25 protein-coding genes are annotated in these 21,370 nt (G+C 55.9%); all 25 read right to left on the bottom strand.

Annotation, left to right across the window (positions count from 1 at the left end; translation table 11 throughout):
- Positions 1-159: 159 nt before the first annotated feature.
- A complete protein-coding gene (gene traT, locus DW58_RS01600; protein ID WP_024548199.1) occupies positions 160-891 on the bottom strand; it encodes a complement resistance protein TraT in 732 nt (243 codons plus the stop codon).
- Between the two features lie 116 nt (positions 892-1,007).
- Positions 1,008-1,745 (bottom strand): hypothetical protein, encoded by a 738-nt coding sequence (locus DW58_RS20765; RefSeq protein ID WP_130100417.1) that lies wholly within the window; start codon positions 1,743-1,745, stop codon positions 1,008-1,010.
- Positions 1,746-1,754: 9 nt separating this feature from the next.
- Positions 1,755-4,796, bottom strand: coding sequence for a conjugal transfer mating-pair stabilization protein TraG (gene traG, locus DW58_RS01595; RefSeq protein ID WP_024548200.1), 3,042 nt, complete (start codon positions 4,794-4,796; stop codon positions 1,755-1,757).
- Positions 4,796-6,160: a conjugal transfer pilus assembly protein TraH gene (traH, locus tag DW58_RS01590; RefSeq protein ID WP_024548201.1), complete on the bottom strand. Its 1,365-nt coding sequence runs from the start codon at positions 6,158-6,160 to the stop codon at positions 4,796-4,798. The genes traG and traH overlap by 1 nt, the downstream gene beginning before the upstream one ends.
- Positions 6,153-6,422, bottom strand: coding sequence for a hypothetical protein (locus DW58_RS01585; protein ID WP_024548202.1), 270 nt, complete (start codon positions 6,420-6,422; stop codon positions 6,153-6,155). Before DW58_RS01585 ends, traH begins: the two co-directional genes overlap by 8 nt.
- A 17-nt stretch (positions 6,423-6,439) precedes the next feature.
- Positions 6,440-7,060 carry an F-type conjugal transfer protein TrbB gene (trbB, locus tag DW58_RS01580; RefSeq protein ID WP_051195545.1) on the bottom strand — a complete coding sequence of 207 codons (621 nt, stop codon included), beginning with the start codon at positions 7,058-7,060 and terminating at the stop codon, positions 6,440-6,442.
- Positions 7,035-7,253, bottom strand: a complete 219-nt coding sequence (locus tag DW58_RS01575) for a hypothetical protein (protein ID WP_024548204.1) — start codon at positions 7,251-7,253, stop codon at positions 7,035-7,037. The genes trbB and DW58_RS01575 overlap by 26 nt, the downstream gene beginning before the upstream one ends.
- A complete protein-coding gene (locus DW58_RS01570) occupies positions 7,250-7,696 on the bottom strand; it encodes a hypothetical protein (RefSeq protein WP_024548205.1) in 447 nt (148 codons plus the stop codon). Before DW58_RS01570 ends, DW58_RS01575 begins: the two co-directional genes overlap by 4 nt.
- A 9-nt stretch (positions 7,697-7,705) precedes the next feature.
- Positions 7,706-8,491, bottom strand: coding sequence for a type-F conjugative transfer system pilin assembly protein TraF (gene traF / locus DW58_RS01565; protein WP_024548206.1), 786 nt, complete (start codon positions 8,489-8,491; stop codon positions 7,706-7,708).
- The gene (gene traN / locus DW58_RS01560; RefSeq protein ID WP_024548207.1) at positions 8,488-10,335 is read right to left on the bottom strand and encodes a type-F conjugative transfer system mating-pair stabilization protein TraN; all 1,848 of its coding nucleotides are present in this window, start codon (positions 10,333-10,335) and stop codon (positions 8,488-8,490) included. The genes traF and traN overlap by 4 nt, the downstream gene beginning before the upstream one ends.
- Positions 10,332-10,949, bottom strand: a complete 618-nt coding sequence (trbC, locus tag DW58_RS01555; RefSeq protein WP_024548208.1) for a type-F conjugative transfer system pilin assembly protein TrbC — start codon at positions 10,947-10,949, stop codon at positions 10,332-10,334. Before trbC ends, traN begins: the two co-directional genes overlap by 4 nt.
- 8 nt (positions 10,950-10,957) lie before the next feature.
- Complete coding sequence (traU, locus tag DW58_RS01550; RefSeq protein WP_409371855.1) at positions 10,958-11,920, bottom strand: conjugal transfer pilus assembly protein TraU; 963 nt, start codon at positions 11,918-11,920, stop codon at positions 10,958-10,960.
- A 23-nt stretch (positions 11,921-11,943) separates the two neighbouring features.
- Positions 11,944-12,285 (bottom strand): hypothetical protein, encoded by a 342-nt coding sequence (locus DW58_RS01545; RefSeq protein WP_024548210.1) that lies wholly within the window; start codon positions 12,283-12,285, stop codon positions 11,944-11,946.
- Positions 12,286-12,354: 69 nt separating this feature from the next.
- Positions 12,355-12,564 (bottom strand): hypothetical protein, encoded by a 210-nt coding sequence (locus DW58_RS01540; protein WP_024548211.1) that lies wholly within the window; start codon positions 12,562-12,564, stop codon positions 12,355-12,357.
- Between the two features lie 204 nt (positions 12,565-12,768).
- Entirely contained in the window at positions 12,769-12,993 is a 225-nt protein-coding gene (locus DW58_RS01535) for a hypothetical protein (RefSeq protein ID WP_024548212.1), read from the bottom strand.
- 3 nt (positions 12,994-12,996) lie between these two features.
- Positions 12,997-13,293, bottom strand: a complete 297-nt coding sequence (locus tag DW58_RS01530; protein WP_024548213.1) for a hypothetical protein — start codon at positions 13,291-13,293, stop codon at positions 12,997-12,999.
- Positions 13,290-13,925, bottom strand: a complete 636-nt coding sequence (gene traW, locus DW58_RS01525; protein ID WP_024548214.1) for a type-F conjugative transfer system protein TraW — start codon at positions 13,923-13,925, stop codon at positions 13,290-13,292. Before traW ends, DW58_RS01530 begins: the two co-directional genes overlap by 4 nt.
- The gene (gene trbI / locus DW58_RS01520) at positions 13,922-14,332 is read right to left on the bottom strand and encodes a type-F conjugative transfer system protein TrbI (RefSeq protein ID WP_035885468.1); all 411 of its coding nucleotides are present in this window, start codon (positions 14,330-14,332) and stop codon (positions 13,922-13,924) included. Before trbI ends, traW begins: the two co-directional genes overlap by 4 nt.
- Positions 14,329-16,941 carry a type IV secretion system protein TraC gene (gene traC, locus DW58_RS01515; protein WP_024548216.1) on the bottom strand — a complete coding sequence of 871 codons (2,613 nt, stop codon included), beginning with the start codon at positions 16,939-16,941 and terminating at the stop codon, positions 14,329-14,331. The genes trbI and traC overlap by 4 nt, the downstream gene beginning before the upstream one ends.
- A gap of 232 nt (positions 16,942-17,173) precedes the next feature.
- Complete coding sequence (traV, locus tag DW58_RS01505) at positions 17,174-17,743, bottom strand: type IV conjugative transfer system lipoprotein TraV (protein ID WP_024548218.1); 570 nt, start codon at positions 17,741-17,743, stop codon at positions 17,174-17,176.
- A gap of 55 nt (positions 17,744-17,798) precedes the next feature.
- Entirely contained in the window at positions 17,799-19,223 is a 1,425-nt protein-coding gene (gene traB / locus DW58_RS01500) for an F-type conjugal transfer pilus assembly protein TraB (RefSeq protein WP_024548219.1), read from the bottom strand.
- Positions 19,220-19,960 (bottom strand): type-F conjugative transfer system secretin TraK, encoded by a 741-nt coding sequence (gene traK, locus DW58_RS01495; protein WP_024548220.1) that lies wholly within the window; start codon positions 19,958-19,960, stop codon positions 19,220-19,222. Before traK ends, traB begins: the two co-directional genes overlap by 4 nt.
- An 11-nt stretch (positions 19,961-19,971) precedes the next feature.
- Entirely contained in the window at positions 19,972-20,556 is a 585-nt protein-coding gene (locus DW58_RS01490; protein WP_024548221.1) for a TraE/TraK family type IV conjugative transfer system protein, read from the bottom strand.
- 3 nt (positions 20,557-20,559) lie between these two features.
- Positions 20,560-20,862 (bottom strand): type IV conjugative transfer system protein TraL, encoded by a 303-nt coding sequence (gene traL / locus DW58_RS01485; protein ID WP_024548222.1) that lies wholly within the window; start codon positions 20,860-20,862, stop codon positions 20,560-20,562.
- Positions 20,863-20,864: 2 nt separating this feature from the next.
- Positions 20,865-21,218, bottom strand: coding sequence for a type IV conjugative transfer system pilin TraA (locus tag DW58_RS01480; RefSeq protein WP_024548223.1), 354 nt, complete (start codon positions 21,216-21,218; stop codon positions 20,865-20,867).
- Positions 21,219-21,370: the final 152 nt, after the last annotated feature.

Below are 21,370 nucleotides of genomic sequence, written 5' to 3'. Positions count from 1 at the left end.
GCCGCAAACAGGGACACGCAGAGCGAGTCCCTGTGAGGAAGCGAAATATCACTGTATTAACAGTTACCGCGTACTCACCCCACTTGCAGAAATATGCCGGGTTTCAGTACGGGCCGATGAAGTGAAATAGATAGGGCTGCGCAATACAGCCCTGGGGTATTACAGAATGCCGGCTACTGAACGGGCCAGCTGGGCTTCTAGCACCGGTTTGGCCTCTTCAAACTTGAGGTTCACCTTGTTGGCATTTGAAACCACGCGGGTCTGGTACTTCATGCGATTCCCCTGCTCGCTGCTGGTCTGCAGCTTAACGCCGGAGGAGCCCTGTTTCAGCGCGGCCACATTGTCGGTCGTGACACTGGCCTTGCTGCGCTCAGAAATCTGCAGATCGGTCACCATCGTATAGTTAATGTCTTCCACCATTGCGTCAGCGGCTATGCCAATCAGACCGGTGGCCAGACCAACGCCCAGCGTGGCGCCGGCAGAGGTTGAGTTATACGCGGTGATACCTGCGCCGAGCGCCGCGCCGGTAATAGCGCCTTCATAACCGCTGCTGAGGAATCCCTGCGACTGGCGCAGATCCATTTTCTCTGCTTTCAGGACGTTTGCCTGTACCCAGAAATACGCTTCGTCCGGCGAACCAGTCACACGGTATCCTTTTGATGACAGCTCTTTGGCAATTTGCCCCTGCAGACCGGACATATCCTTGTCCGAGGTATTACGCACCTGGATATACACGCTTTTCTCAGATGACGGCTCAAGCCAGATGGTTTCACTCATCTGTGTTTTAACATCAAGGTTTCGTTTTTTAACAGCGGTAGACATAGCGCCACAACCTGAGAGAACGAATACAGACGCAACGATGCCCGCAACAACGATTTTGTTGAGTTTCATAATTTTCCTGTGGGTATAAAAAAGGGTTAATCCAGAGGATTAACCCAACGAGGAGCTACTTTGATAGGTCTATTTACACATTGAATCTTAATTGCTGATAGTCTTACTCATACTAATCAGTAACCACGGTTAGGGTCATAAGAGGTTCCATTATTAGCGGGGTCGTTGAAGCTTGTACCCCAAGTGTTACCTGAAATGTCTAACCCTGACATTCCCCCAGACATAGGTAATCCTGTTGAGGGGTTAACATAGTTAGTTGAGGATGAGTCTAAATTAACACCTGAATGTAATGAAGCGTTATCAAACGTCGGCGATGATGCGATAGACGAACCTGCGTTGAAATCACCGACATACTCATGTATGTGCAATTTACCAGCATCGACCAGAGCAGTAACATGCGTAACTTCATTTACATTTAAAAGCCTGCTCTTGCCATTCTTCACTGCATACATAGCGCCTGTATGATTTTCTTTGTAAATCTTAGCGTTCGCATTTAGATCACTACGCCACAAGAACATAATAAAAAATGAGCAAAGAATTGCGACTAGCAATGAGGCATAGAATAACCCCGAGACATTCCAAAACAAAGCAATGCACCCTATTAGTAGTAACAAGCATGCACCAGCACGCATGCCTGTACCGCGGCAAGAAGTAAGCTTCGGCTCTAGTTTGAATAGAAGATAAAGTAATGGGAATGAAAACATTGTTCCAATGCCATATATGACTCCTAACATCACCCAATCTGTAAAATCATAGTTTGCAGAAAATGCCATTACATCATGATATATTGGCGCGCAAAAATATAATAACAGGATCGGCGCATATAATGACTTTGTTAACATTCCCACTTTCATAACCCACCCCTACCCAGTTTTTTTCCTTAGCTCTGCCAGCTGGTCTTTAAGCTTATCTTTCTCACTACTATCTATAACTGGCATTTGCTGATCAATTTCATGTTCTTTACGCCCTACGGCGAATTTACCATGAGAGTTACTGTTTTCATCTTTAAGAATATCACTGGATGCCTGAACAGTGGATTGTTTTTTGTCGATTTCCCCAGCAGAATTGTTGATATTCTGCGCGTTTTCAGATCTTTGTTCTGCCACGCGTGCAGCGATGTCACTGTTTGCCGGGAATTCCTGTCCAGCCTGCGTTTTTATTGCAGCCTGGTTGTTCCTGAAATCAGATGTCATGGCGCGCTGAAGGTTATCACCATCATAAACAGGCCGGTCATTACCACCCCGAGCACCATTTCCTCTTGGTCCGCTCAGACTCTGAGGAACGATTGCGCTGTTACCCATCAGTGCCGACGTTTGCTCACGCTCAGCTGTTCGCCCTGAAGATTCATCAGCTACTGTGCCCCGATGTGCCACATTCGAGTTAACTGAGGTTGTGCCGGATACCGGACTGGCCTCTGCAACGCTCTGTCCCGCAAACACGTTATGATCATCACCACTGCGCAGCTCGCTCCGGCCCTGCTGGTAGTCACCCATAATTTCAGGTTTCAGGCGCTCATCAACGAATTCCATTGCGGCTTCCCGGGCTGACGGTGCACTGGTGAGAACACTCTGCGCTTTATCGCCGTACTTGTTTGATGCCCAGTCCACAAACTCCTGCGTATAGTTCGTATCAAGGCTGGCACTCTGGTTCTGCGCCATTGTGGCCATACGGCTGTACTCATCACTTTGTGTGGAGCTGGTTGTGTACTGATGATACTGGCTTTTCGCATCGTTAAGTGTGGCGGCGAACTGCTGCACGTCATTGGTGGCAACATTATCAGAGTGACTACCGGCATCTGTAATACGGGTGCTGGAAACCATATCCATGCCACGTCTGAAGTCATTAACAGCCTGACTGTTCTGGTCATGACGATGGTCATTTGTACTAGAGTTAACGTCCTGCACGCCTCGTGAGCTGCCAGTGGTGTGTCGAACGTCCGCGCCTGCGGATAGTTCTCCCCCGACTTTCGCAAACCCGATATTGAATCCGGCACCACCAGTGACTTTTGCTCCGGCACTCAAACTACCCTGGTTACTGATATCCATCAGCTCGTTATAAGCCTGCTGCGTGGAAACATTATTAGCTTTCGCATAGCTCTCTGCGGCCGACATCATCATGCTGGCCCCGCGGGTGGCATTAGTGGCCTGGCTGTTATCACTGCCCTGCGTCAGGTTGTCACTGCTGCCGCTTGAGTGTGAAAGCTGGGACAACTGGGACCATCCGCTTGTCACGCTGTGGTTATAGCCATCAAGGGAGGACTGGGCCTGTACCTGCGACAGCCGCGCCTGCTCCTGGAATCCGCTGCTGGCCAGCTGACTGAGCTTCATGTTCACCGGCAGATTCGACATCGCGCCCGAGCCGTCAATAACGTTCATGCCGCTGGCGGTGACAGTATGGGTGGAGCCGTTGTCAGCCTGCCAGGTCTGCTGCCCCTGACGCTGCGAGAGGTTGGTATCGAGCTTGTTCTGATGAACGTTATCCATCGACATATTGTTAAACGACCAGTTACCGTCGGCGGTAGTGGCGGCCACACCTGCTGAACCAAACGCAGCCGAACTGAACACGCTGCCTGCCACCTGGGAACCAATCGCCGCAGCCCCTTTGGTCAACACTGCGGCAAGTACCGGGATAGAGAGCGACATGTACCCGGCGAGGTTGGCAACATCAGAGTGCTGCAGGGCAACCACATCCTTGTTGGCCAGCACCAGTGGCGTGCCGCCTGTTTTCGTCTGCAGCCAGTAGGTGGAGGCAAAGTTCAGGATGGAGAACATGATCGGCCACATCTGGAAGTAGATAAACCCGCAGATATAAAGCTTCAGCGTATTGAGGCCAAAGATGGAGTGGTTTGCCGCCGCAAGCGTGATAACCAGCGGGAACAGGCACACCATAATGAGCATCAGCAGGGACTGCGCGAAAGGCAGCTGACGCGTTGCCAGCGCACTGCCCGCGGCCCAGCTCAGACGCTGTTTTGTGGCAGAGTTCTCCACTGCCAGATTCACCAGGTTTGCCGTGTCAGAAGAACGTGCCGCAAATCCCCGGATACCCTGCTGAATGGCGCTGTTGGTGATGTTGTTCTTCATGATCTGCGACGCGGTCAGACCACCTGCATAAAAGAACCCGTAACTTTCACCCATCGACTGACTGAGTAGCGCCGTACCATTCATACGCGTGCCGAAAACCTTGCTGGCCAGCCGCTGGAACGATGCCCCACCCAGCTGACTGTCAAGGTTGGCCAGCGTGCGGATCTGCGTGGCCGCCTCACGGCAGGTCAGGAACTGACGGGTATAGGTATCGGTTTTGTAGATACCGCGCAGCGGGCTGGGGTTATCGGTGATAAGCGTGAGCGGATCGGTTGAGTTCATCAGCTCATTTACGGTGTACTTGTGATTGAGCAGGATATCCCCGATAACACAGTTTTCCACGTAGTCGGGCAGCATCTGCGCCAGCTCCGGGTTCTGGGTACGGAAATCACTGCTTTCCGCAACCAGCTGGGAGCCGAACAACATCCCGGTTTTGGTGTAGGTCACCGAGTCTGGCCGGGCCATAACCATGTCGTAGAGGGACGCCATGTTGTAACCGATACTGGTTGTCAGGGATGCGATGCCAGCAAGCCCCACCGGCACGTTATCGACCACCCACACCTGCGCCCGGTCGGTGATATCAATTATCTGTACCGAGCGCTTAGGCACGACCAGCACACTGGTAAACAGCATGAACAGTGCCAGCCACTGGATGAACACCATCGGGTTGCGCCCTTTGACGAATGTGGCCAGCACCCCGAGTATTGAGAACGTGCCGGCCATACGCAGCAGCGTTCCCCAGGTGCTGGTCCCGAATAAGGTGACTACGGCATCGAAAGCCGTTTTCCACATCCCGCCACCATAGATTGTGTAGACCTCAAGCATTACGGGTTACCCCACTGGTAGTTGCTCTGGTAGGAGCCGGATACGATGGTCGAAACCTGCTGTTGCAGGTACTGCATGTTGCGATCGATACCATCGAGGGCGTTCTGGTCTGCTGCAGACTGCAGTTTCATGTCAGCCAGCAGCCCCTGCGCGTGAATGATGTTGTCGCGCAGTTTCGCCGCGGCTTCCTCGGGGAAGTTTTTGCCGGCAAGGGACAGGCTGGCCTGTTTTACCAGCTCCTGCAGGTACTGGATCATCAGGTCCTGGGCGATAAAGTCGGCCACCTGAATCAGGTAGGTCGCGCTCATCCCCATACTCTGGGCGTTGGTCAGGTATTTGAGCACCGGCACCGATGTGGTGTTCACAAAGCCCTTCTCCTGCTCAGTCAGCGCCTTGTCATCAACCAGCTTCGACTGCATGGACAGCATCAGGTTTTTCACCAGTGTCACCAGCGCGTTGCTTTCAGAGATGTTGATGCTGACCACCACCGGCGTCAGGCACACTGTGTCCTCATCACAGCCGTAGACTTTGGCGGTACCACCGCGCATCAGGACTTTCACCAGGTCGCGGTTATCAACCAGCGGGGTGAGAATGGTTACGTCGCCGTCTTTGTTAAAGATGATGGAGCCGACCGTACTCATCACCAGCTCCTTGAGTTGCCGGTTACTGTCGAACAGGCGGTTGCGGGAGAGGGCGTCCCAGATAAGGTTCTTGTTCTTCAGCACCTGATCCTTCTGCTCCTCGCCGGCTTTATCGGTAACCTTGTCCCCCTGCCCGCCGACCGTACAGCCCTGACGCGATGCAGCCCAGTCAGCAAACATGTTGGTTTCGCCGGCAATGTCCTGGCAGATTTTCTGGTTAGATACCTGTGATACCGGCCAAAGCCCGCCGATAATTCCCTGCGCCGCCTGACACGAACTCATGTTCATGGAGTTCACGTCGTTGGCCAGCTTCTGCAGAAAGTCTTTCGCCTGCTTCAGCTCCGGCACCATTGTCTGCAGCGCCAGATCAAATGCATAACCAGCGGCATTACTCATGATCTGCTTAACGAAGCGCTGAATTTCTTCCCCGGAAATCATACTAAACGAGCCGAGATAGGCGTCGATGCCACCGCAGCCGGCGTTCAGGGACGGAAGCTGCATCGAGATAAGCTGCACGCTTTTCACGGGGTTGCGCAGGTATACCGAGCCACCGGTGTAGTACCCGGCCGCCTGTCCCTGCCAGGCCTGTGCCTGGGTAACGTTACCGCTGTACCCCAGGCTGCCAAAGAAGCCGTTCAGGTCGCTGTTCACATCAGCCTGTGCCGGCAGGGCAGCCAGCCCGGTAAGGAATACCGTGCCGGCAACAAGAAGCGATTTAATCATGAGCCACCCCATGTGAGGCTGGCTTCACAAAGGTCTGTCGCACCGCGTAATGCCCGACAGCGGTGAGCATGAACCCACCGCACAGGCAAATCATCATCAGTACCGGCATGTTCTGCAGCATACTGGTCAGGACGTCGCCGGGCTGGCCACTGACGACCCGGGAGGCGAGCTGGCGGTAAAACATGGCAGAGACGAGAAAGGCCAGCGCTGTCATCAGCCATGCGCGTTCGGAACGCGATAACGCATACGTGTTAGTAGTCATGAGGGTTTCCGTAAGGATTACTGCGTGGTGACCTGGGCGTTTGCCGGCATCGGCGGAAGCAGCTGCGGGTCGATCTGGTCCATATCTGCCTGAATCAGGCTGGCGTAGCGGTTTTCCAGCGCCGGGATTTCCATAACACCCTGCGTCAGCGGATAGGCTTTCAGGGTGTTCACGTTAACCATGAACGCTGTCGGGGTGGCAATCGGCAGCCCGTTGCCAAAGAACGTCATAATTTCATCGGCCAGCGGCGCTGCCGGGTCCGTTTTACGCGGGACAAGCGGTGTGGGATAGGCCGCATCCCCGCCGCCATCGAGCGTGTAGGGATACACTTTGATACCGTGCCCGTCTGCCCAGCCCTTGAGTACCGGGTCAAACTTCGCGCTGTACTGACAGTGGGACTGCATGAACAGCACCACGGCGTAATCCTTCATGTCTGCCCGCCGGCCATCCGGCAGGGACATCAGATTTTGCATCACCGGCGGGGTGTCCGGTGCGCCTGCCGGCGCGGCGGAATAAGGAGACGGACTTTTTCCGGCCTCCATCGCGGCCAGTTCTTCACGAACACCGGCGCACGCCATGAGCGGGAAAAGCAGGGTGAGAGAAACGAACGTCTTACACTTCACGGTGCCCCTCCACATCAGTGGCTTTTACGTGGCGCCAGCTGCTCCAGACATCCCGCAAGACAAGCACCACCGCGCACAGCCACATTGCCATCGTGGTATAGCGAAGCATCTGCTCGGTGAAGTGTGGCCAGACGGGGATCATCTCACTGACGCTGAAAATCACCATACCCCAGAAAAAGAGCAGTACCACGGATGATAATGATTTCATGATTTCATACTCCTTGAGAAAGCAAATTTAATACGAGCCAGTATGCTCTGGAGCGGCCCGGAGATGTCAGGTGAAAAGCGCAGAAAGTAGACAAGAAAACTGAATACGCCTAAATACAGCCAGCCCCGGATGATTTCGTGATCAACGTCTGCCGCGAACCTCTCAGCATCCACCTGCACCGGGAGACAGGGTCGTTTTGTTAAAACACTTTCAGGACGATCCTCTGTGAACTGTTCAACGTTGGTGCCGCACACCCAGACCTGGTCTGGCGGTGCACCTCCTGTAAGCTCCCGGGCAGTGGCAATAAACTCGCCGGCGGGCGAGCCGCTTACAAACAGGAAAAGCAAAAGCAGGAACAGCATACGGGCTGGCACGGTGACGAACGCGAAAAGGGCCCCTTTCGCCACGAAAACAACGGAACGATATTTACTCTGTGACGGCATAACATCACCTCAGAAGTTAGGTTTAAATCCAGTTGAGACGTTCAGGAAGCGCTTGGCCAGGTCATCCTGGGTCATAAACCCGTAGGCCAGCGGCTTGAAGCTTTTGCTGCGCGGATCGACCAGGAACAACGCCGGGAAGTGGCTCACGCCCATCGACTTAAGCTGTCCACTGTCCGGGCGACTGTCGGGTAGCGCCTGCGCCACCTGCCCGTCCACCGAGACCGGGATAAGCGAGATGCGGTTGGTTTTCGCAAAATCCGCAACAACACCGGCCATCTGTGCATCGATAGGGTCACTGCCCCGGTAGAAGTAAAACAGACCGTACTGCTGTGACAGCTGGCTGATAGCCTTTTCGCGCTGCTTCTGATCGCGACTCTGTACCAGCGGGGCCGTGCTGTTGTAGTGCGGGAACTCAAGGTTGTAATCCAGCTCCGGGTTACGCAGCTGCGCGACCGCAAAGGACTGACTGAACGCCGAGCCGCGGTCGGTCCAGAACTTCTGCCACTTCAGGAAGGTGGCGGTGTTTTCCGCCGTGGGATAGAGAATGGCGCGGTTAAGCGCCTCTGCGGTGTACTGCTTGAGCACTTTAGCCTGTTCCACTGCCGTCATCTGACTGAAGTCCGGGATGGCCGGCTGTGCCGGTGCAGGTTTTTTCTTCCGGTCCGGCGGCGTGGGTGGCTTTTTCGGTTCGTTGTACCAGGACCACCCGGTAAAGGGTGGTGCCGGTGTCACGATTTCTTCAGCCACGCTCTGCACGCTGACCGCCAGGAGAAGCACAGTCATCAGCCGTTTCATTTTGCCGCCCCGCTCTGCTGGTTCAGCTGCTGCTGCATCTGTTGCTGCTTAACCTGTCCCGCAATACGATCCTTGACCAGTTTCGTCATCGTGGCCGTGTTAGGGATTTTCTGGCTGTTCATCAGGTCTTCGTAGAAGTCAGAGAAGTTGATGCGGTCGAAGTCGATTTTTTGCAACTCATCCACGGTAATGCCACGGCAATTAGGGCTTTTTCCACTACCGAAGTTGACCTTCAGCTGGTCACGACGTCCCTGCTCCTGGATGATACGGGCCAGCTTGCCCTGGAATACGCAGTACACCTGACTCTTCTGCATACATACGCCAAGCACTTCTTTATCGCAGCGCTCACCCACACTGACCGTCACTTTCTTGGCTTTCGCTTTGCCCAGGGCAAGCTCGTCATCGTTGCAGGCAGCAAGGCCGGCATCAGATCCCCAGCCGGAGTCTTTACAGCAGTTTGAGAATCCCGCGAACGCCTTACGGCAGCTCATCTTGTCGCCTGTGAAGGCTTTGACGTTAATCTGGTCTTCCGTGACATCCGCTGCCGCAGATGCCAGCCCGGCGAGTTTGGCCACGGCGGTATCAAACCCACTGTCGCCCGCGCCGGTGGTGTCGCTGCAGTCACCGGTCTTGCAGAAATATTGCCCGCCACACAGCAGACCGCCCGAGTTGTAGACTTTCTGGCATTCCCATGTTTCATCCTGATGTGTGCAGGAGCCGTTGGTCTTCTCGCTGCACACCGAGCCGGTTTTGGTACAGGCGGCGTTACTCATAAGCTTGCTACAGGTGCCGTTAGTGCCAGCGCTCAGTTGATACACATCCTTATACTGCCAGCAGTCGCTGTAGACGCTGTAGGACGTACCGTCTTTCACTACCTGTTTATTACCGGCTCCTGCCGTGCAGGTGGTACTCAGCTTCTTACCATCCGGACTGCCTGACGGGCAGCTGGTAGACCAGGTTACTTTCGGGGTGAACTTTTTGTCTTTAACACGCACTTTCAACGTCATCACAAAGCTGATATTGCCGTTGTTATGACTGTTGGCATTTGCTGCAGGCGAATCCATATAACCAATAGAAAAACGAACTCGCTCCCCTTCTGTCAGGGTGTATTTAGGGTTAAATTCCCAGGTCCCCGAGTTTTCGCTGACACTGCTACCAAAAACGTATATCCGCTGATTAGAATCCCAGTACCGGTGATATACGCTGACGGAGCCTGAAATAATTTCCCCGCCCATGCCACCCGGCACAGTCCAGAAAGCCTGAGTGGAATCATGTTGATATCCGGACCATGTCATACTGGTGGAACTTATTTTCACCTCTTTAATCGAGTCGGTGGACGTGTAAGTACCGTCCGCCTGGCCCGTGCGCACACAGGTCTGGTTAAGCGCCAGATCACGGCTGCAGCTGTATTTCTCAAACACGGATTTCGATACGTTGGTCTGCGTACACTGGCTGTTCGTGCCGTCCACGATCGAGCCGGCATTGCTCTCCGCGTTCTTCCCGATAGTGATAAAAGGGGCATTTGGATCGATAACCGGCAGCGGGTTTTTAATGCCGGAGTCGATGACCGCCTGACCGGCTTCACTGTTCCCGAGTGCGGCCTGCCCCTTATTCGTCAGGCCGCCATCCCCGCCGTCCGGGCCGTTGTAGTAACCGCTCTGCGGCGGGTTAGCGGTATAACCGGGAATGTCTCCGGTCACGGTTCCGGGATTTTTGAGGCTGCCGGTTCCCTGTGCGGCATTTCCCTTACCAAAGCTTGCGCCGGCGTTAAACGCATCATCATTGGTGCCGGCATAAACGAGTGTTGAGAGCAGCAGCGGGACTAAAAAGAGTGCCTTTTTCATTGTGCCGCCTCCAGCAGCCGGCGCGCGGTTGCTGCGCAGTCACCTTTCTCTGCCACCTTCTCCAGCGCCTGCTTCAGCGGCAGGCTCCCGCGGATAACATCGAAGTTTCCCGGACAGGTCACCACCACTGCAGGTACGGCAGTGATGCCGTACTCATTGAAGAGGGTCGGATCAATCTGCACACCGACGTTTTTATCTTCTTTGGCCAGCTCGAACATCGCCGACGCCGTCTGGCGCATGTCGTTGTTTACCAGCCCGCGCAGAGTGGCGGGCACGTTAAAGCGTTTTGCGTCCTGCAGCATGGGTAACAGTCCCTCGCGCGGAATACCGAGGCTGACAAAGTAGATGGCAGGAAACGTTTCCTTTTCGCCGCCCTGACCGCGCTGCTGACGCGCCATATCCTGCTGGAGCCGACTGATCACATCCTGCTGTGCTGCCGGCAGCTGAACTGTCTGGCCACGCATGGCGTCCTTAAATTCCTGCAGCGCGTCCTGCTGCTGCTTCATCCAGTTCATGTCGCGCCCGGATACATCGGCCTGCTCGCTGGCGGCCACCGCCGTCGTGCAGGCAATCAGGCCGCTAAGAAGCAACGCCTGAGATAAGGTGTTTTTCATGATAAGCCTCACAGGAATACACAGTTTCTTTTGCGCCAGAACAGGTAACCGAAGTTTTTCTTCGACTGCGGAGAGTTGTGCCCGGTACCCCACATCTGGGTACTGGCACCGAATGGATGGCAGTTATTCGTTTCCGGATACATATTGACCATCTGGTATCGCCAGCGCTCTTTAGGGATGATCGGGGATGGATACTGGTGACACACGGCGGTGTCCGCACCTACAGAGTTCCAGACCAGTCCCTCGCGGTGCATCTTGAATGCCATGCGCTCACTGACCAGCAGTGAGGACTCCAGCGGAGAAAACTCGCCACTGGTATACCCGGTCAACGGGTAATACGACCCCTGTGAGCCGGCACACCAGAACAGTGGAGACAGCGGCAGACCAGCAGAACTGGCCGCCGCATCAGCAGCACAGGCCGCCTGGGCTATCAGGTTGCCGAACAGGGCCGCTTCCGGGTTGATGAGCATTGAGAGCGTGCTGTCATTCCACAACGGGTCCACCTCCGACAGATAGGCAATATCCATATCACCGGTCTGCAGACAGCCGAGGCTTGTGATGATGTTGAGCCAGAAAATCAGCGGGTACTTGTACCAGTGAACGTGATAGAACGTGCCGGCTGCCGGGCGGTCACTCTGACCAGCCGTGCCGGTTCCGGTCCGGCCCAAGTCGATTTTGAAGCCCCCCATGTTCACCATCACGCCCGGCTCGCGAGTCACATCCACCATCGCCATCGGCTCCCAGAAGCCGATGGCCAGCCCGAGGCGGTAGAGCACGCCCATCGGGCAGATTTGAATCGGCATTGAGGGGTTGTTGGTATCTTTTTGCGGCCCTGACGCCAGCTGAATGTTGCCAAGTGTCATCGGAAAGAGACATTTCCAGCACACGTCTGAGATGGGGTTAACCCAACGGCCATCGCCCGCATCGGCGGCGCGCGCCGGTGAGCTGGTGACCATCATCGGGATCAGCATGGCGCCGAGCAGGATAAGTAGCCTCAGCGTGCGGCGCATGGCAACTCCTTCAGCCAGATGCACACCGGACCGTCCTCCGTGTCATGAATAGAGCCGATAAACCAGCCGTCGCCGGCAGGCATCACCGGTATCCAGCCGCTGATATTGTCCTCGCCACGCTCATACGCGGTTTTCACCGCCCCGATGGCTTCGTTCTCCATCCAGCTCATGGCGTAGTGCAGATTGTGTTCCTTCAGCCAGGCCTCAAACTCACCCGGCCTGCCATATTCCCGGTCTTCGGCGGGCGTGAAATAGTCCGGGTGAGTCCAGTATCCGTTCGCGTCGCGGGCAACCGTCACCCGCCTGAAAATCTCAGGTTGTGTCATGTTTGAGTCCTTATAAGGGAATGCCACGGCCACCGGCAGGCGGGAGGGCGAAGAAGGGGAAAACAGATATCAGTGTTCGGCAGCCGCGCGGATAATCGCCTCGCGCTGGTCCTTTGGAAGGCGGTACAGCGCCTCGATAGCGCCGCGAAGAACAAGGGCACGCGTGTAGAGCGGGTTGTCACTCAGTATCCGGGTCATCTGGGCGACAGCCTCGTCATCGAGGCGCGTGGAGGTAATGTTCTTCTTCTGCGCCCTTTTGCGTTCAGGGTCTTTTTTCACAGGAGGTTGAACCTAAGGTGTTATTGGGAGCCGGTCCGGCTGTCAGGCTGAGGCGGCGCGCAGCAGAGTGAGCACCGAACATCCTGAGAGACGGGGCGGCTGGTCATTCAGCCGTGCCGAGGGCAACCAGCAGCATGGCCAGAAACAGCGTCATGGCAAGCGTAAGGAACAGGCCGGGAGAAACCAGACAAAGAGAGAGGTGGATCAGCTCCATGCTGCTACCTCGCCCAGCATGGCCTGCATGCTGCCCGTTATAAAGCGTATGAATCCGTCATCACGCGCCGCCGGCAGATCGTCACTTTTCCGGCTCAGACCGCGATAAACTGACCATGCAGCCAGAACACAGTCGCCATCCCAGGCGGCCAGTTCAGGGTAGATATCACGCAGCAGCTTTTCCCTGACACGCTGCGTTTGAGGCTCTTTTTGCATAACTCATTCCCCCACACTGCTGACGAGCATCACCGGTCTGCATTTCGGATCGCGTGCTGCGGCCATGTCCATCAGCGTCTGCACCACGTATTCCGGGAATGCTTCGTCGCGCTGCTCAGGCACATCAGCCTTTCGCCCGTTCGTCCGGGTGAAAGCGAGCCAGACGCGAGCCAGAAAACTGGCGCCCCATGACTCCATCTCCGGATACAGGTCTTTGAGCCGGTGCCCGCGGCTGCTCATGCTTTCCTTTCTGAAGCCGCAGCTGCGTGACGACGTGGTGTTCATTTCAGCACTGTTCATTTTTTTGCTCCTGTGGCAGGAATTTCCTCAATTTTCAGGACGCGATCGTCACGACTCACGCGCGCGGGGGTATGTTCGATACCAAACTTCGTGGTCAGCACACCGGCCTGGTCGAAGTAGATACGCTCATCGAGGGCATCACTGGTGTCCTTGATGTTGCCCTTCACCAGAATGACCTTGAAATTCGTCGTCGCGCTCAGCTGCTGCTTCATCCACGTCAGTTCATCGCGGTTATCACCGTCGATAAAATAGAGGGTCTGACTGAACGGCACCTTATCGAATGGATTAACCCGATCGCCCTTGCGGGCGATGATGTTTCCTTTCATATCGGTAATGGTTTCGTTGACGATGAAGGTGGGGTCATAACTGAACGTGCGGTACTTCACGGCAGGGCTGATGCCAGCCACCGGCTGCGGTCGCACCGCGTTACGCTTCACACGCTCGATGGCTTCGCTCTGCAGCCGCCCCAGCTCTCCGCTTTGCTCCATCGATTTCAGACGTCCCTGAATGAAAGCCAGCATGTCCTGTTCTGCCGGCTCAAACAGATTCCCCCAGGTACCGAGGTCTTTCGCGCTGACACTGGCCGACAGCAGAACGGCCGCCAGCGTTGCAAGTTTCAGGGGTGTGTTCACTGGCCCCCCTTCATCTTCTGCGCAATGTCACTGCGGATATCGCCCGTGATATCCGGCTGGGTGCTGACGACCGCCGGAGCTACCAGAATGACCACGTTATGCTCGGCCTGCCATGCCGTCAGGCTGTCCGTCAGCGCGGTATTAAAGCGCTGCATCAGGACTTTCGACTGGTCCTCAGTCAGCTTCTGCTGCAGGGTTTGCTGGATAAACATATCCATCGTCCCTTTCATATCGAAAGACACGATCCGCGGCGTACTGAGGTGAACGGTGATAATGCTGACTGCCACCATCGCCACCACGGCAGCCAGCATGCCCAGGAGCAGTAACCCCCATGACTGAAGGCGGGCGGTCAGGGTGACCCCGTCCCGTACTGTCTGTGTGCTGTAATTATCATCCTGTTTTTTCATGCTGCGCTCACCCATTCTTCCAGCTCCTCCAGCTCGCCCCCGAATTCTTTCTGCGCCAGCAGGTACGCGGCTTCTTCAGCGGTTGCCCCGGCTTTCTGGGCTTCCTGCATAAAGGCAAAATCCTCACCGCGCGAACTGAACATTGCCCGCGTCACCGGATCTACAAACAGCCGGTGGAATGAGCTGTGCTCCCCTGCGGAAATCAACAGGGAGCTGAACCCGGACGCACGTGCCGGCTGGAAGTATTTGATGACTTCCTTTTCCATATCCGAGAACTGATCGGGGTTGTCGGCGAGGTATTGTTTGAAGGCTTTCGCGTCCTGCAGCAGGGTGATTTTGGTGGAGCTGTTGTTCCACGCCGCTTCCGCCTGGGTACTGGCGGTGAAGTCCTTGATACCCTGCGTGATGGTGACGAATGAGCCGCGGTGACGGCGCACGGTACGGTAGCCGGTCTCGATAAACTTTGCGGCATGCGGGTTAGAGCCACCCAGCAGACGCCATGCTTCATCGATAATGCAGACTTTTTTCAGGCTACGCGGGCTGTGGTACATCTTTTCCTGAATCGCCAGGATGAGGGAGAACAGAATCGCGCTCAGCAGCTTCGGTTTACCTTCAAGGCTCAGCAACTCCAGCACCGCAAAGCGCGTCTCGCCGTCGAGCGTCGGCGTATCGGCATTGAAGTACTCCCCGTCCGGGCCGGTGCTACAGTAGGTTTCCAGCAGCATGGCCAGCTCAGCCAGGCGCGCAATAATGGTCGGCTTGTCCTGGAAACTGGCATGCACTTCCTCACTGGTCAGGAAGGCATGCACGTCATCAATACGGGCACGTGCGCCTTTCTGCTCCCAGGCATACATCACCGCTTTCTGCAGAATGGCTTCGCAGACGGCATCGAGTGGCTCAGACGGACTCGCCAGTACCGTCAGCAACCGCACAATCCCTTCTGCCGACATGTTGATGTCCTTCACGTTCGAGAAGGGATTAAAGCGCAACGCTGCTCCGTCGAGATACACCCCACCGGCCTGATGACAGTAGTTCTTGTAGCTGTCGCCCATGTCGATAACCCAGGCGAAGCCGCCGGCGTTCAGCACGTCGCGCAGTATGCCCTGCGTCAGGAACGACTTACCGGCCCCGGAGGTACCGGTCACGGCAATATTGAAGTTGGTGCTGCCGTTCTCCTCACCGAACATGTCAAAAAACGCGACCTGGTTGCGGTAGGTCGGCAGCGGCATACCGCGGTACGAGAGCTGGCGCTCGCCAACCACCGGCATGAGGTTTACCGCGTTCATGCTTTTGCCGCGCAGCGTGGCCCCGGTCATTTTCAGGTCATCCCACATCCCTTCCTGCATCACGAAGGGGAAGCCGGCCAGCCAGTTACGCATCTGCTGGAACTGGATGGTCGTCATCTCCAGCTCGTTTTTACGGAACACGTTGACTGCGGCCAGTTCACAGGAGAGCGACTCCTGGTCGTTATCAGGGGTGAACAGCGTCAGGTTCAGGTAGTAGCGGCACAGCGCGGTTTCGTTGGTGCCCAGTTGCTCACGCAACCGGCTCCACTCTTCAGCCGCGCGTTTCGTCTGCGGGAACAGCTGGGCATAGGCGCTGCTCGCTTTCTTCTGCAGATCGAAGTATTTGCGGTTCGCCTCGCCCTGACTGCTGGTCTGCTCCTCAAGCTCAACCGTGAAAGTCAGCATAAACGGACACGGAATACCGAGGTCCGGGAAGCGCAGGTTCTGCAGATTATCGGCCCCCTGCCACAGTGCGAAGCGGGTCGGGTTTTTGCTGAGCTGCATGTTCACGATACGACATGCCGAGGCAGGTATGCGGGTTGTGCCGGTGCTGCTCTCCGTCACGCTTTCCGGCACTTCCAGACGGATATGAGACGGGCGGACCTTCACATCAATGCCCTGCTCAACCACCTGGCGGTTCAGGTGCTCGTCTTCGTTGTACTCCCGGCTTGCCGGCATCACCTGGTCATGACGGTAATTCATCAGCTCGCGCATCACCGACAGGAACTCATTCACGCCGGCATTACGGCTTTCGATACGGGCAGCATCGAGCGAAACGCGGATGGTGTTGCGCAGCTGGATAAGCTCATCCATCACCTGCTGCGTGAGGCGCTTCACCGGCTTGCCGTAAACAATGAACACGCGGTAGTTGCGCAGGTACAGCGGCAGGTCGCGCTTGTTGGAGAAACCCTTCAGCGCGGACTTCTGCCAGAACGCCTGAGTGATTTTATTCAGGTGCGGGGCCATCTCCCCTTTCCACATATCGGTACTGACACCCTGCTCGATACGCTCGCCCACACACTTACTGGCGGTGAGGATGACCGTCACCGGCGTTTTGCGCGGCAATTTTTTGCGCAGCATGTCATCAAGCGCGGCGATCACCTGCTCATTGGCGCCGGGCAGCGGCGCGGCTTCAAGGATAAATCCGGCGGTACCGGCATTGATAAACAGGTCGCTGGCATCATCGTAGTAACGCCACGGCAGCGCGGCGGTCAGGGACGGATAATCCCAGGTCTGTTCGAGATTTGCTTTTGCTGTTCGCGCCCCGTCCTTTTCACTCCGGCTGCCCAGCAGCCCGAGTACACTGTCGAGAACACTACTCATGGTTTGGTCCTCATGCCTGACTGCATGCGCCCGGCAATGTCACGGATAAGTTCAAGCCGGCGCTCGCGCCCGGCATCATAAAGGTCACTGGCTCGTCCCCGGCTTCCCGACTCATGCGGAAGACCGGCGACGATAAGGGTTAAGTCGGCCAGACCGCTTTCTTCCGGAAAACGGCAGCCTCCCTGCCAGTTGCGGGCCTCCCGTGCCCGACGTGAAAGCTGTACGGCCTTTTTCACTCGCCTCCCTCCTGAATCACGCGGAACCCTTCATCCCAGTGCGATTTGTTCTTCACGAACTCGACCACAGAGGGCTGATGAAAGTTGTCATCGGTATCAACCCAGGGCGCTATCCACAGCCGCTGCGTGGCATCCGGAACGCGCAGGGCATTCACGCGCCCCGTGTCGTTCACCGGTTTAACCGGGGCTGCGACCGTTACCGGACGCGGTGCCGGGTTTGCCGGGCGGCTGGTTAACGCGGAGGTTGTAGCCGGCGGGGTATAGAGCGGTCGCGGGGCAAGGGTGCCGGACGATGCAGAACCGGTTGCTGCCACAGAGACGGGACGGGAAGGATTCACCATCGGCGCTGAGTTACGCAGTGCCGGCAGGGTTTCACCCGCAGGCTTTTTTGAGGTTTTCTCAACGGCCAGTTCATCAAGACTTTTGCCCTGCGCGGCAAGCTTGTTGGCCTCTGCCGTAGTCAGGCACTGGTCCGTGGCGGTTTTGTTGCAGTCGAAATCGCTGTTCATACCGGCGCAGCCGGTCAGAACGCTGCACAGCAGTGCAGCACCCAGTAAAGGTTTCATGGATATCTCCGGGAATAGAGTAAGGTAAGGAAATGAGTCGGGGAATAAATCAGGATTAGTTGATGGCGTCGCCGAGGCGCAGCTCGCTGGCGCGTTTCAGGACTTCATCCGGATCGATGTTACCCAGCTGCGCGGTCGTGGTTGTGCCTGCGCCGGCCGGAATGGGCTGGCTGGCAGCTGTGGCCTGTGCACCGTTATCGCCCCCTTTCTGCGCGGCCTCCTGTGCCTTCGCGTCCTCTGCGTCTTCCAGTGTTTCAAGCCGGAAGCCTTTCTGGAACACGACGGTCACACGGTTACCCGCGCCGATATCGATAACCGGGTGGTACTGCTCTGCGCGTTTAATCCAGTACTGGCTGAGAGTATCTGCGGCCTTGCTGGCACCGCCTCCCAGACCCTGACCGAACACATCGCTGGCACTGACGTCGGCGGTAGCGCCCAGACCGACTGATGGCGTGGCGGCGGACTTAATGCCCTCACCAAAGCCTGACAGCAGGCCTGCTGCCCCGGCATATCCGACAATCTTGCCGTTACGCATGACCGGTGTGCCCTTGATGCCGCCTTTGCCCTGATAGCTGACATGACCTTCAAAATCCATGTCCACGTGCTTGCCACTTTTCAGCACACAGCTGACGCTTCTGGTTCGCACCTCACCGCGTTCACTGGAGATATCCCCCCAGATTTCCCCGACCACAAAGCACCCGTCCATGTCGTACTCATGGTTGTTCGGCATCTGAACCTTCCCCTGCAGACGGATAGTCACGGGGCGGCTGTTCTGCTGACCGGTCACGCTGGCGTTCGCGTCGGCGCCTTCAATCAGGATGGCGTCGGAAAATGAGCCGGAGGGTATCCACGGGAGCTTAGTGGCTTTCTTCTTTTGCAGGCTTTCATAGTTAAACGTGGTGGTGGAAAGCCCGCCGGTAATGCGATGGCCGGAGCCGCCCGGATAGAACCCGGCACCCTGATTCATGTTCACTGCACCGGTGGCGGCCGGCATGGTGGATGAGGGGGTGATGGTGTATTCGGGAGGACGTGCCTGGCCGGCAGCAACCGGACCCGGGAGTGGTGTTCCATCCGTGACAGCAGGTGGTGTCTGCTGTCCGGTGGGTGGGTTGCTGCCTGCCCTGCTCTGTTGCAGCTGCTCGCTCAGGCGCTGAATTTCAGCATCCTTTTTCTGCAGCTGCTGTTCGGTTGTGGTCTTGTTCTGGTTAATCAGTTGCGCGAGCTGCGTCATCTGATTTTCCAGTGCAGACGTTTTAGCCTGCTGTTGCGCCAGTGCTGACTGATTCACCTGCTCCTCAAAAGCTGAGGTAACGACGCCGGTCATGTTCGGCGTGGGCGTGGTGGCAGCAGCTTGTTTGCCCTGGCTGCTTTCATCGCCCCAGATAGCAACAGCACCGGCAGCGGTGCCGGCGACAAGGATGACGCCCAGCAGGATGAGAAACTGATTACGACGAGTCGTGACGTTGATGTTCAGGCTCATGACTGCGGCGCTCCGTCCGAGAAGATGACCCAGACAAACCCTTCACCGCCTGCATACAGCTCGTTTTGTGAAAGCATCACGGCACGCACACCCTTACGCCAGAAGTCTTTTTCCCGAAGGCTTGCAGTGATGTAGCCGGGGTTCGTCATGCGAAAACGCACGATGCGCAGGTGAGAGCCAACAAACTGACGCTCCGGTGTAAGGCGAACGGAGACGCCCGGATTAAAAGCCGGCATGCGACTGACCGGGTATTCCTCGTACTCGTCCGGGACTTCGCCACGCGCCACGGCGCGGGAAAGTGTGACGAGCGTTTTTTCATAACTCTGGCCTTCTTCCCACGCTTTCGCGTCGTCATTTTTACGGGCCGGAGCAGAGAGCGGGGTAAGGCGCAGCGTGCGACCGCTACCGGGCTTTGGCTTCACGTTAAGGCTGATGGCGGCGCCTTTGGCGGTTTGCACAAATACGGTGAAGTCGGTGCCGACGAGGGGGGCCAGAATCACGGCTCCGTCGGGTGTTGTTTGTGGCTGGTCGTAGGCACCTGATGGGCCGCTGATGCTGGTTACCATTTCCCCTTCAACGATAATTTTGTTGGGGTTGGTGTTGCTGAGTGCGACGTTAATGGTGGCATCGTTCTCAAACGGTATGGCGGCAGGGGCGGTGGCGGCCCGAAGGCCGCCTGTGAATAACCCTGTTGCCATTAACACAGCAGCAGCTGCCGGTGAAATGCGACGTTTCATGGGCAGTCCTGTCAGTTAGTGGGGGTGGTGACCGGCACGAGTTCTGAGAAGTCCCGGAGGCGAATAAGGCCGCTCTCATAACTCATTTTTAGCCGGAAGGTTTTACTCTGGTCTTTCAGGGGGGTGGTGATGTTGCCGTTGGTGGTTGAAGTGGACAGTGTGGTGCTGATGTCCACGACCCCGGTATCAATTACGCGGATTTCGCGGATTTGAAGTCGGGAGGTGATGCCGGACTTTTTGATGCGTTCAGCCTCGATGTCCAGCGCCTTTTTAAGCTTGTCGCGGGACTCCGCTGGCACAAAACTCAGAAGGATTTTGTGGGCGTTATCGATGGTTTCCGGACTGACGTTCAGACGCCAGTAAGCAAACGAGGTTGCGAACATTGTCATCCCGGCAGAGTCAGCTGAACTTGCATCAGAGATAAACGGCTGATTAAAAGTCATGGGCGTGGTGATGGTTTTCTGGGTAGTAGCGAAATGCCATGCCAGAGAACCGGATAACACATTTCCCGCGACACTCAGAAAACAGAAGCTGCCAAGTCCGATAAAGGCCCAGGCTAACTGCTTACTGCGGTCGGCCTTAATAGAAAGTTTCACAGGTCACGCCCTCCAGTGCCGGAAACTTGAGTCGGGTATCATCTTGAATGTCATTTTGAAAATAAGGGCGGGGAGGTGCCAGTACAGAAAATTCAGTAACCAGTACGACCCCTGCCCTTTTTTAAGATACCTGACTAACAACCAGAGCACGCCCGAGATAATCCCCAGTGCAGTGGACATATTAAACATCACACCCAGTACGGTAAGGGGTGCGATAATTAACAGTTCATCGAGAGGTAATCCAAAAAAGCGGGCTTGCTGATTGAGTGTTTCCGGGAAGTGATATTTATCGTCTTCCCCGGCCATGATTAACCTGCCAGACCAAATCCGATACGGGTGAAGATAATAACCATCACAAGACCAACAAACACCATTGGGGAGCGTGAGCGGATATAGGCAAATAACGCCATGATAATTTCGGCGTAGTAGAAATATTTTTCGAGTGAAGACCCGTGCCCGAATGTGCTGGTTACGGTGCCGTCCTGTGCTGCAAGTAAATCACCACCTGCTGCAAAAGCGGCGTGACTTGCCATAAGTGAAATTAAAACCAACCCTCCGTTTTTAAGAAGCTTCTTGCGAAGAATATATTCTTTGGTCTGGCGAATTAAAGACGCTACCGCCCATCCCTTAACGACATTAAGGGCACTGCCTTTGATGGACATGCTTGTTTTCTCCGGATGTAAACAAAGTGTGTGTGCGTAAGTGCTTGTTTACGCGGGTGATATTGTCTCATGACCCTAAAAAAAAAAAAACCGTGACAGAGATCACACTTTAGTGATGTTTTTAAGATATATCCGAATATGCGCATGCTTAC

Origin of the sequence: Siccibacter turicensis LMG 23730 (genome assembly GCF_000463155.2) — a bacterium.
GTDB classification, from domain to species: domain Bacteria; phylum Pseudomonadota; class Gammaproteobacteria; order Enterobacterales; family Enterobacteriaceae; genus Siccibacter; species Siccibacter turicensis.
This window is presented reverse-complemented; position numbering and strand designations above follow the sequence as displayed.

Bases quoted from the DNA above. Each gene is read 5' to 3' on its own strand.
- DW58_RS01480 (WP_024548223.1), bottom strand. From the start codon at position 21,218: ATGTCCATCAAAGGCAGTGCCCTTAATGTCGTTAAGGGATGGGCGGTA.
- traC (WP_024548216.1), bottom strand. From the start codon at position 16,941: ATGAGTAGTGTTCTCGACAGTGTACTCGGGCTGCTGGGCAGCCGGAGT.
- traB (WP_024548219.1), bottom strand. From the start codon at position 19,223: ATGAGCCTGAACATCAACGTCACGACTCGTCGTAATCAGTTTCTCATC.
- traV (WP_024548218.1), bottom strand. From the start codon at position 17,743: ATGAAACCTTTACTGGGTGCTGCACTGCTGTGCAGCGTTCTGACCGGC.
- trbI (WP_035885468.1), bottom strand. From the start codon at position 14,332: ATGAAAAAACAGGATGATAATTACAGCACACAGACAGTACGGGACGGG.
- DW58_RS01570 (WP_024548205.1), bottom strand. From the start codon at position 7,696: ATGCCGTCACAGAGTAAATATCGTTCCGTTGTTTTCGTGGCGAAAGGG.
- traF (WP_024548206.1), bottom strand. From the start codon at position 8,491: ATGAAACGGCTGATGACTGTGCTTCTCCTGGCGGTCAGCGTGCAGAGC.
- trbC (WP_024548208.1), bottom strand. From the start codon at position 10,949: ATGAAAAACACCTTATCTCAGGCGTTGCTTCTTAGCGGCCTGATTGCC.
- traU (WP_409371855.1), bottom strand. From the start codon at position 11,920: ATGCTGATCCCGATGATGGTCACCAGCTCACCGGCGCGCGCCGCCGAT.
- traN (WP_024548207.1), bottom strand. From the start codon at position 10,335: ATGAAAAAGGCACTCTTTTTAGTCCCGCTGCTGCTCTCAACACTCGTT.
- DW58_RS01585 (WP_024548202.1), bottom strand. From the start codon at position 6,422: ATGACTACTAACACGTATGCGTTATCGCGTTCCGAACGCGCATGGCTG.
- traG (WP_024548200.1), bottom strand. From the start codon at position 4,796: ATGCTTGAGGTCTACACAATCTATGGTGGCGGGATGTGGAAAACGGCT.
- traH (WP_024548201.1), bottom strand. From the start codon at position 6,160: ATGATTAAATCGCTTCTTGTTGCCGGCACGGTATTCCTTACCGGGCTG.
- traT (WP_024548199.1), bottom strand. From the start codon at position 891: ATGAAACTCAACAAAATCGTTGTTGCGGGCATCGTTGCGTCTGTATTC.
- DW58_RS01535 (WP_024548212.1), bottom strand. From the start codon at position 12,993: ATGCAAAAAGAGCCTCAAACGCAGCGTGTCAGGGAAAAGCTGCTGCGT.
- traK (WP_024548220.1), bottom strand. From the start codon at position 19,960: ATGAAACGTCGCATTTCACCGGCAGCTGCTGCTGTGTTAATGGCAACA.
- DW58_RS01545 (WP_024548210.1), bottom strand. From the start codon at position 12,285: ATGACACAACCTGAGATTTTCAGGCGGGTGACGGTTGCCCGCGACGCG.
- traL (WP_024548222.1), bottom strand. From the start codon at position 20,862: ATGGCCGGGGAAGACGATAAATATCACTTCCCGGAAACACTCAATCAG.
- DW58_RS01575 (WP_024548204.1), bottom strand. From the start codon at position 7,253: ATGAAATCATTATCATCCGTGGTACTGCTCTTTTTCTGGGGTATGGTG.
- DW58_RS01530 (WP_024548213.1), bottom strand. From the start codon at position 13,293: ATGAACAGTGCTGAAATGAACACCACGTCGTCACGCAGCTGCGGCTTC.
- trbB (WP_051195545.1), bottom strand. From the start codon at position 7,060: ATGTGGAGGGGCACCGTGAAGTGTAAGACGTTCGTTTCTCTCACCCTG.
- DW58_RS20765 (WP_130100417.1), bottom strand. From the start codon at position 1,745: ATGAAAGTGGGAATGTTAACAAAGTCATTATATGCGCCGATCCTGTTA.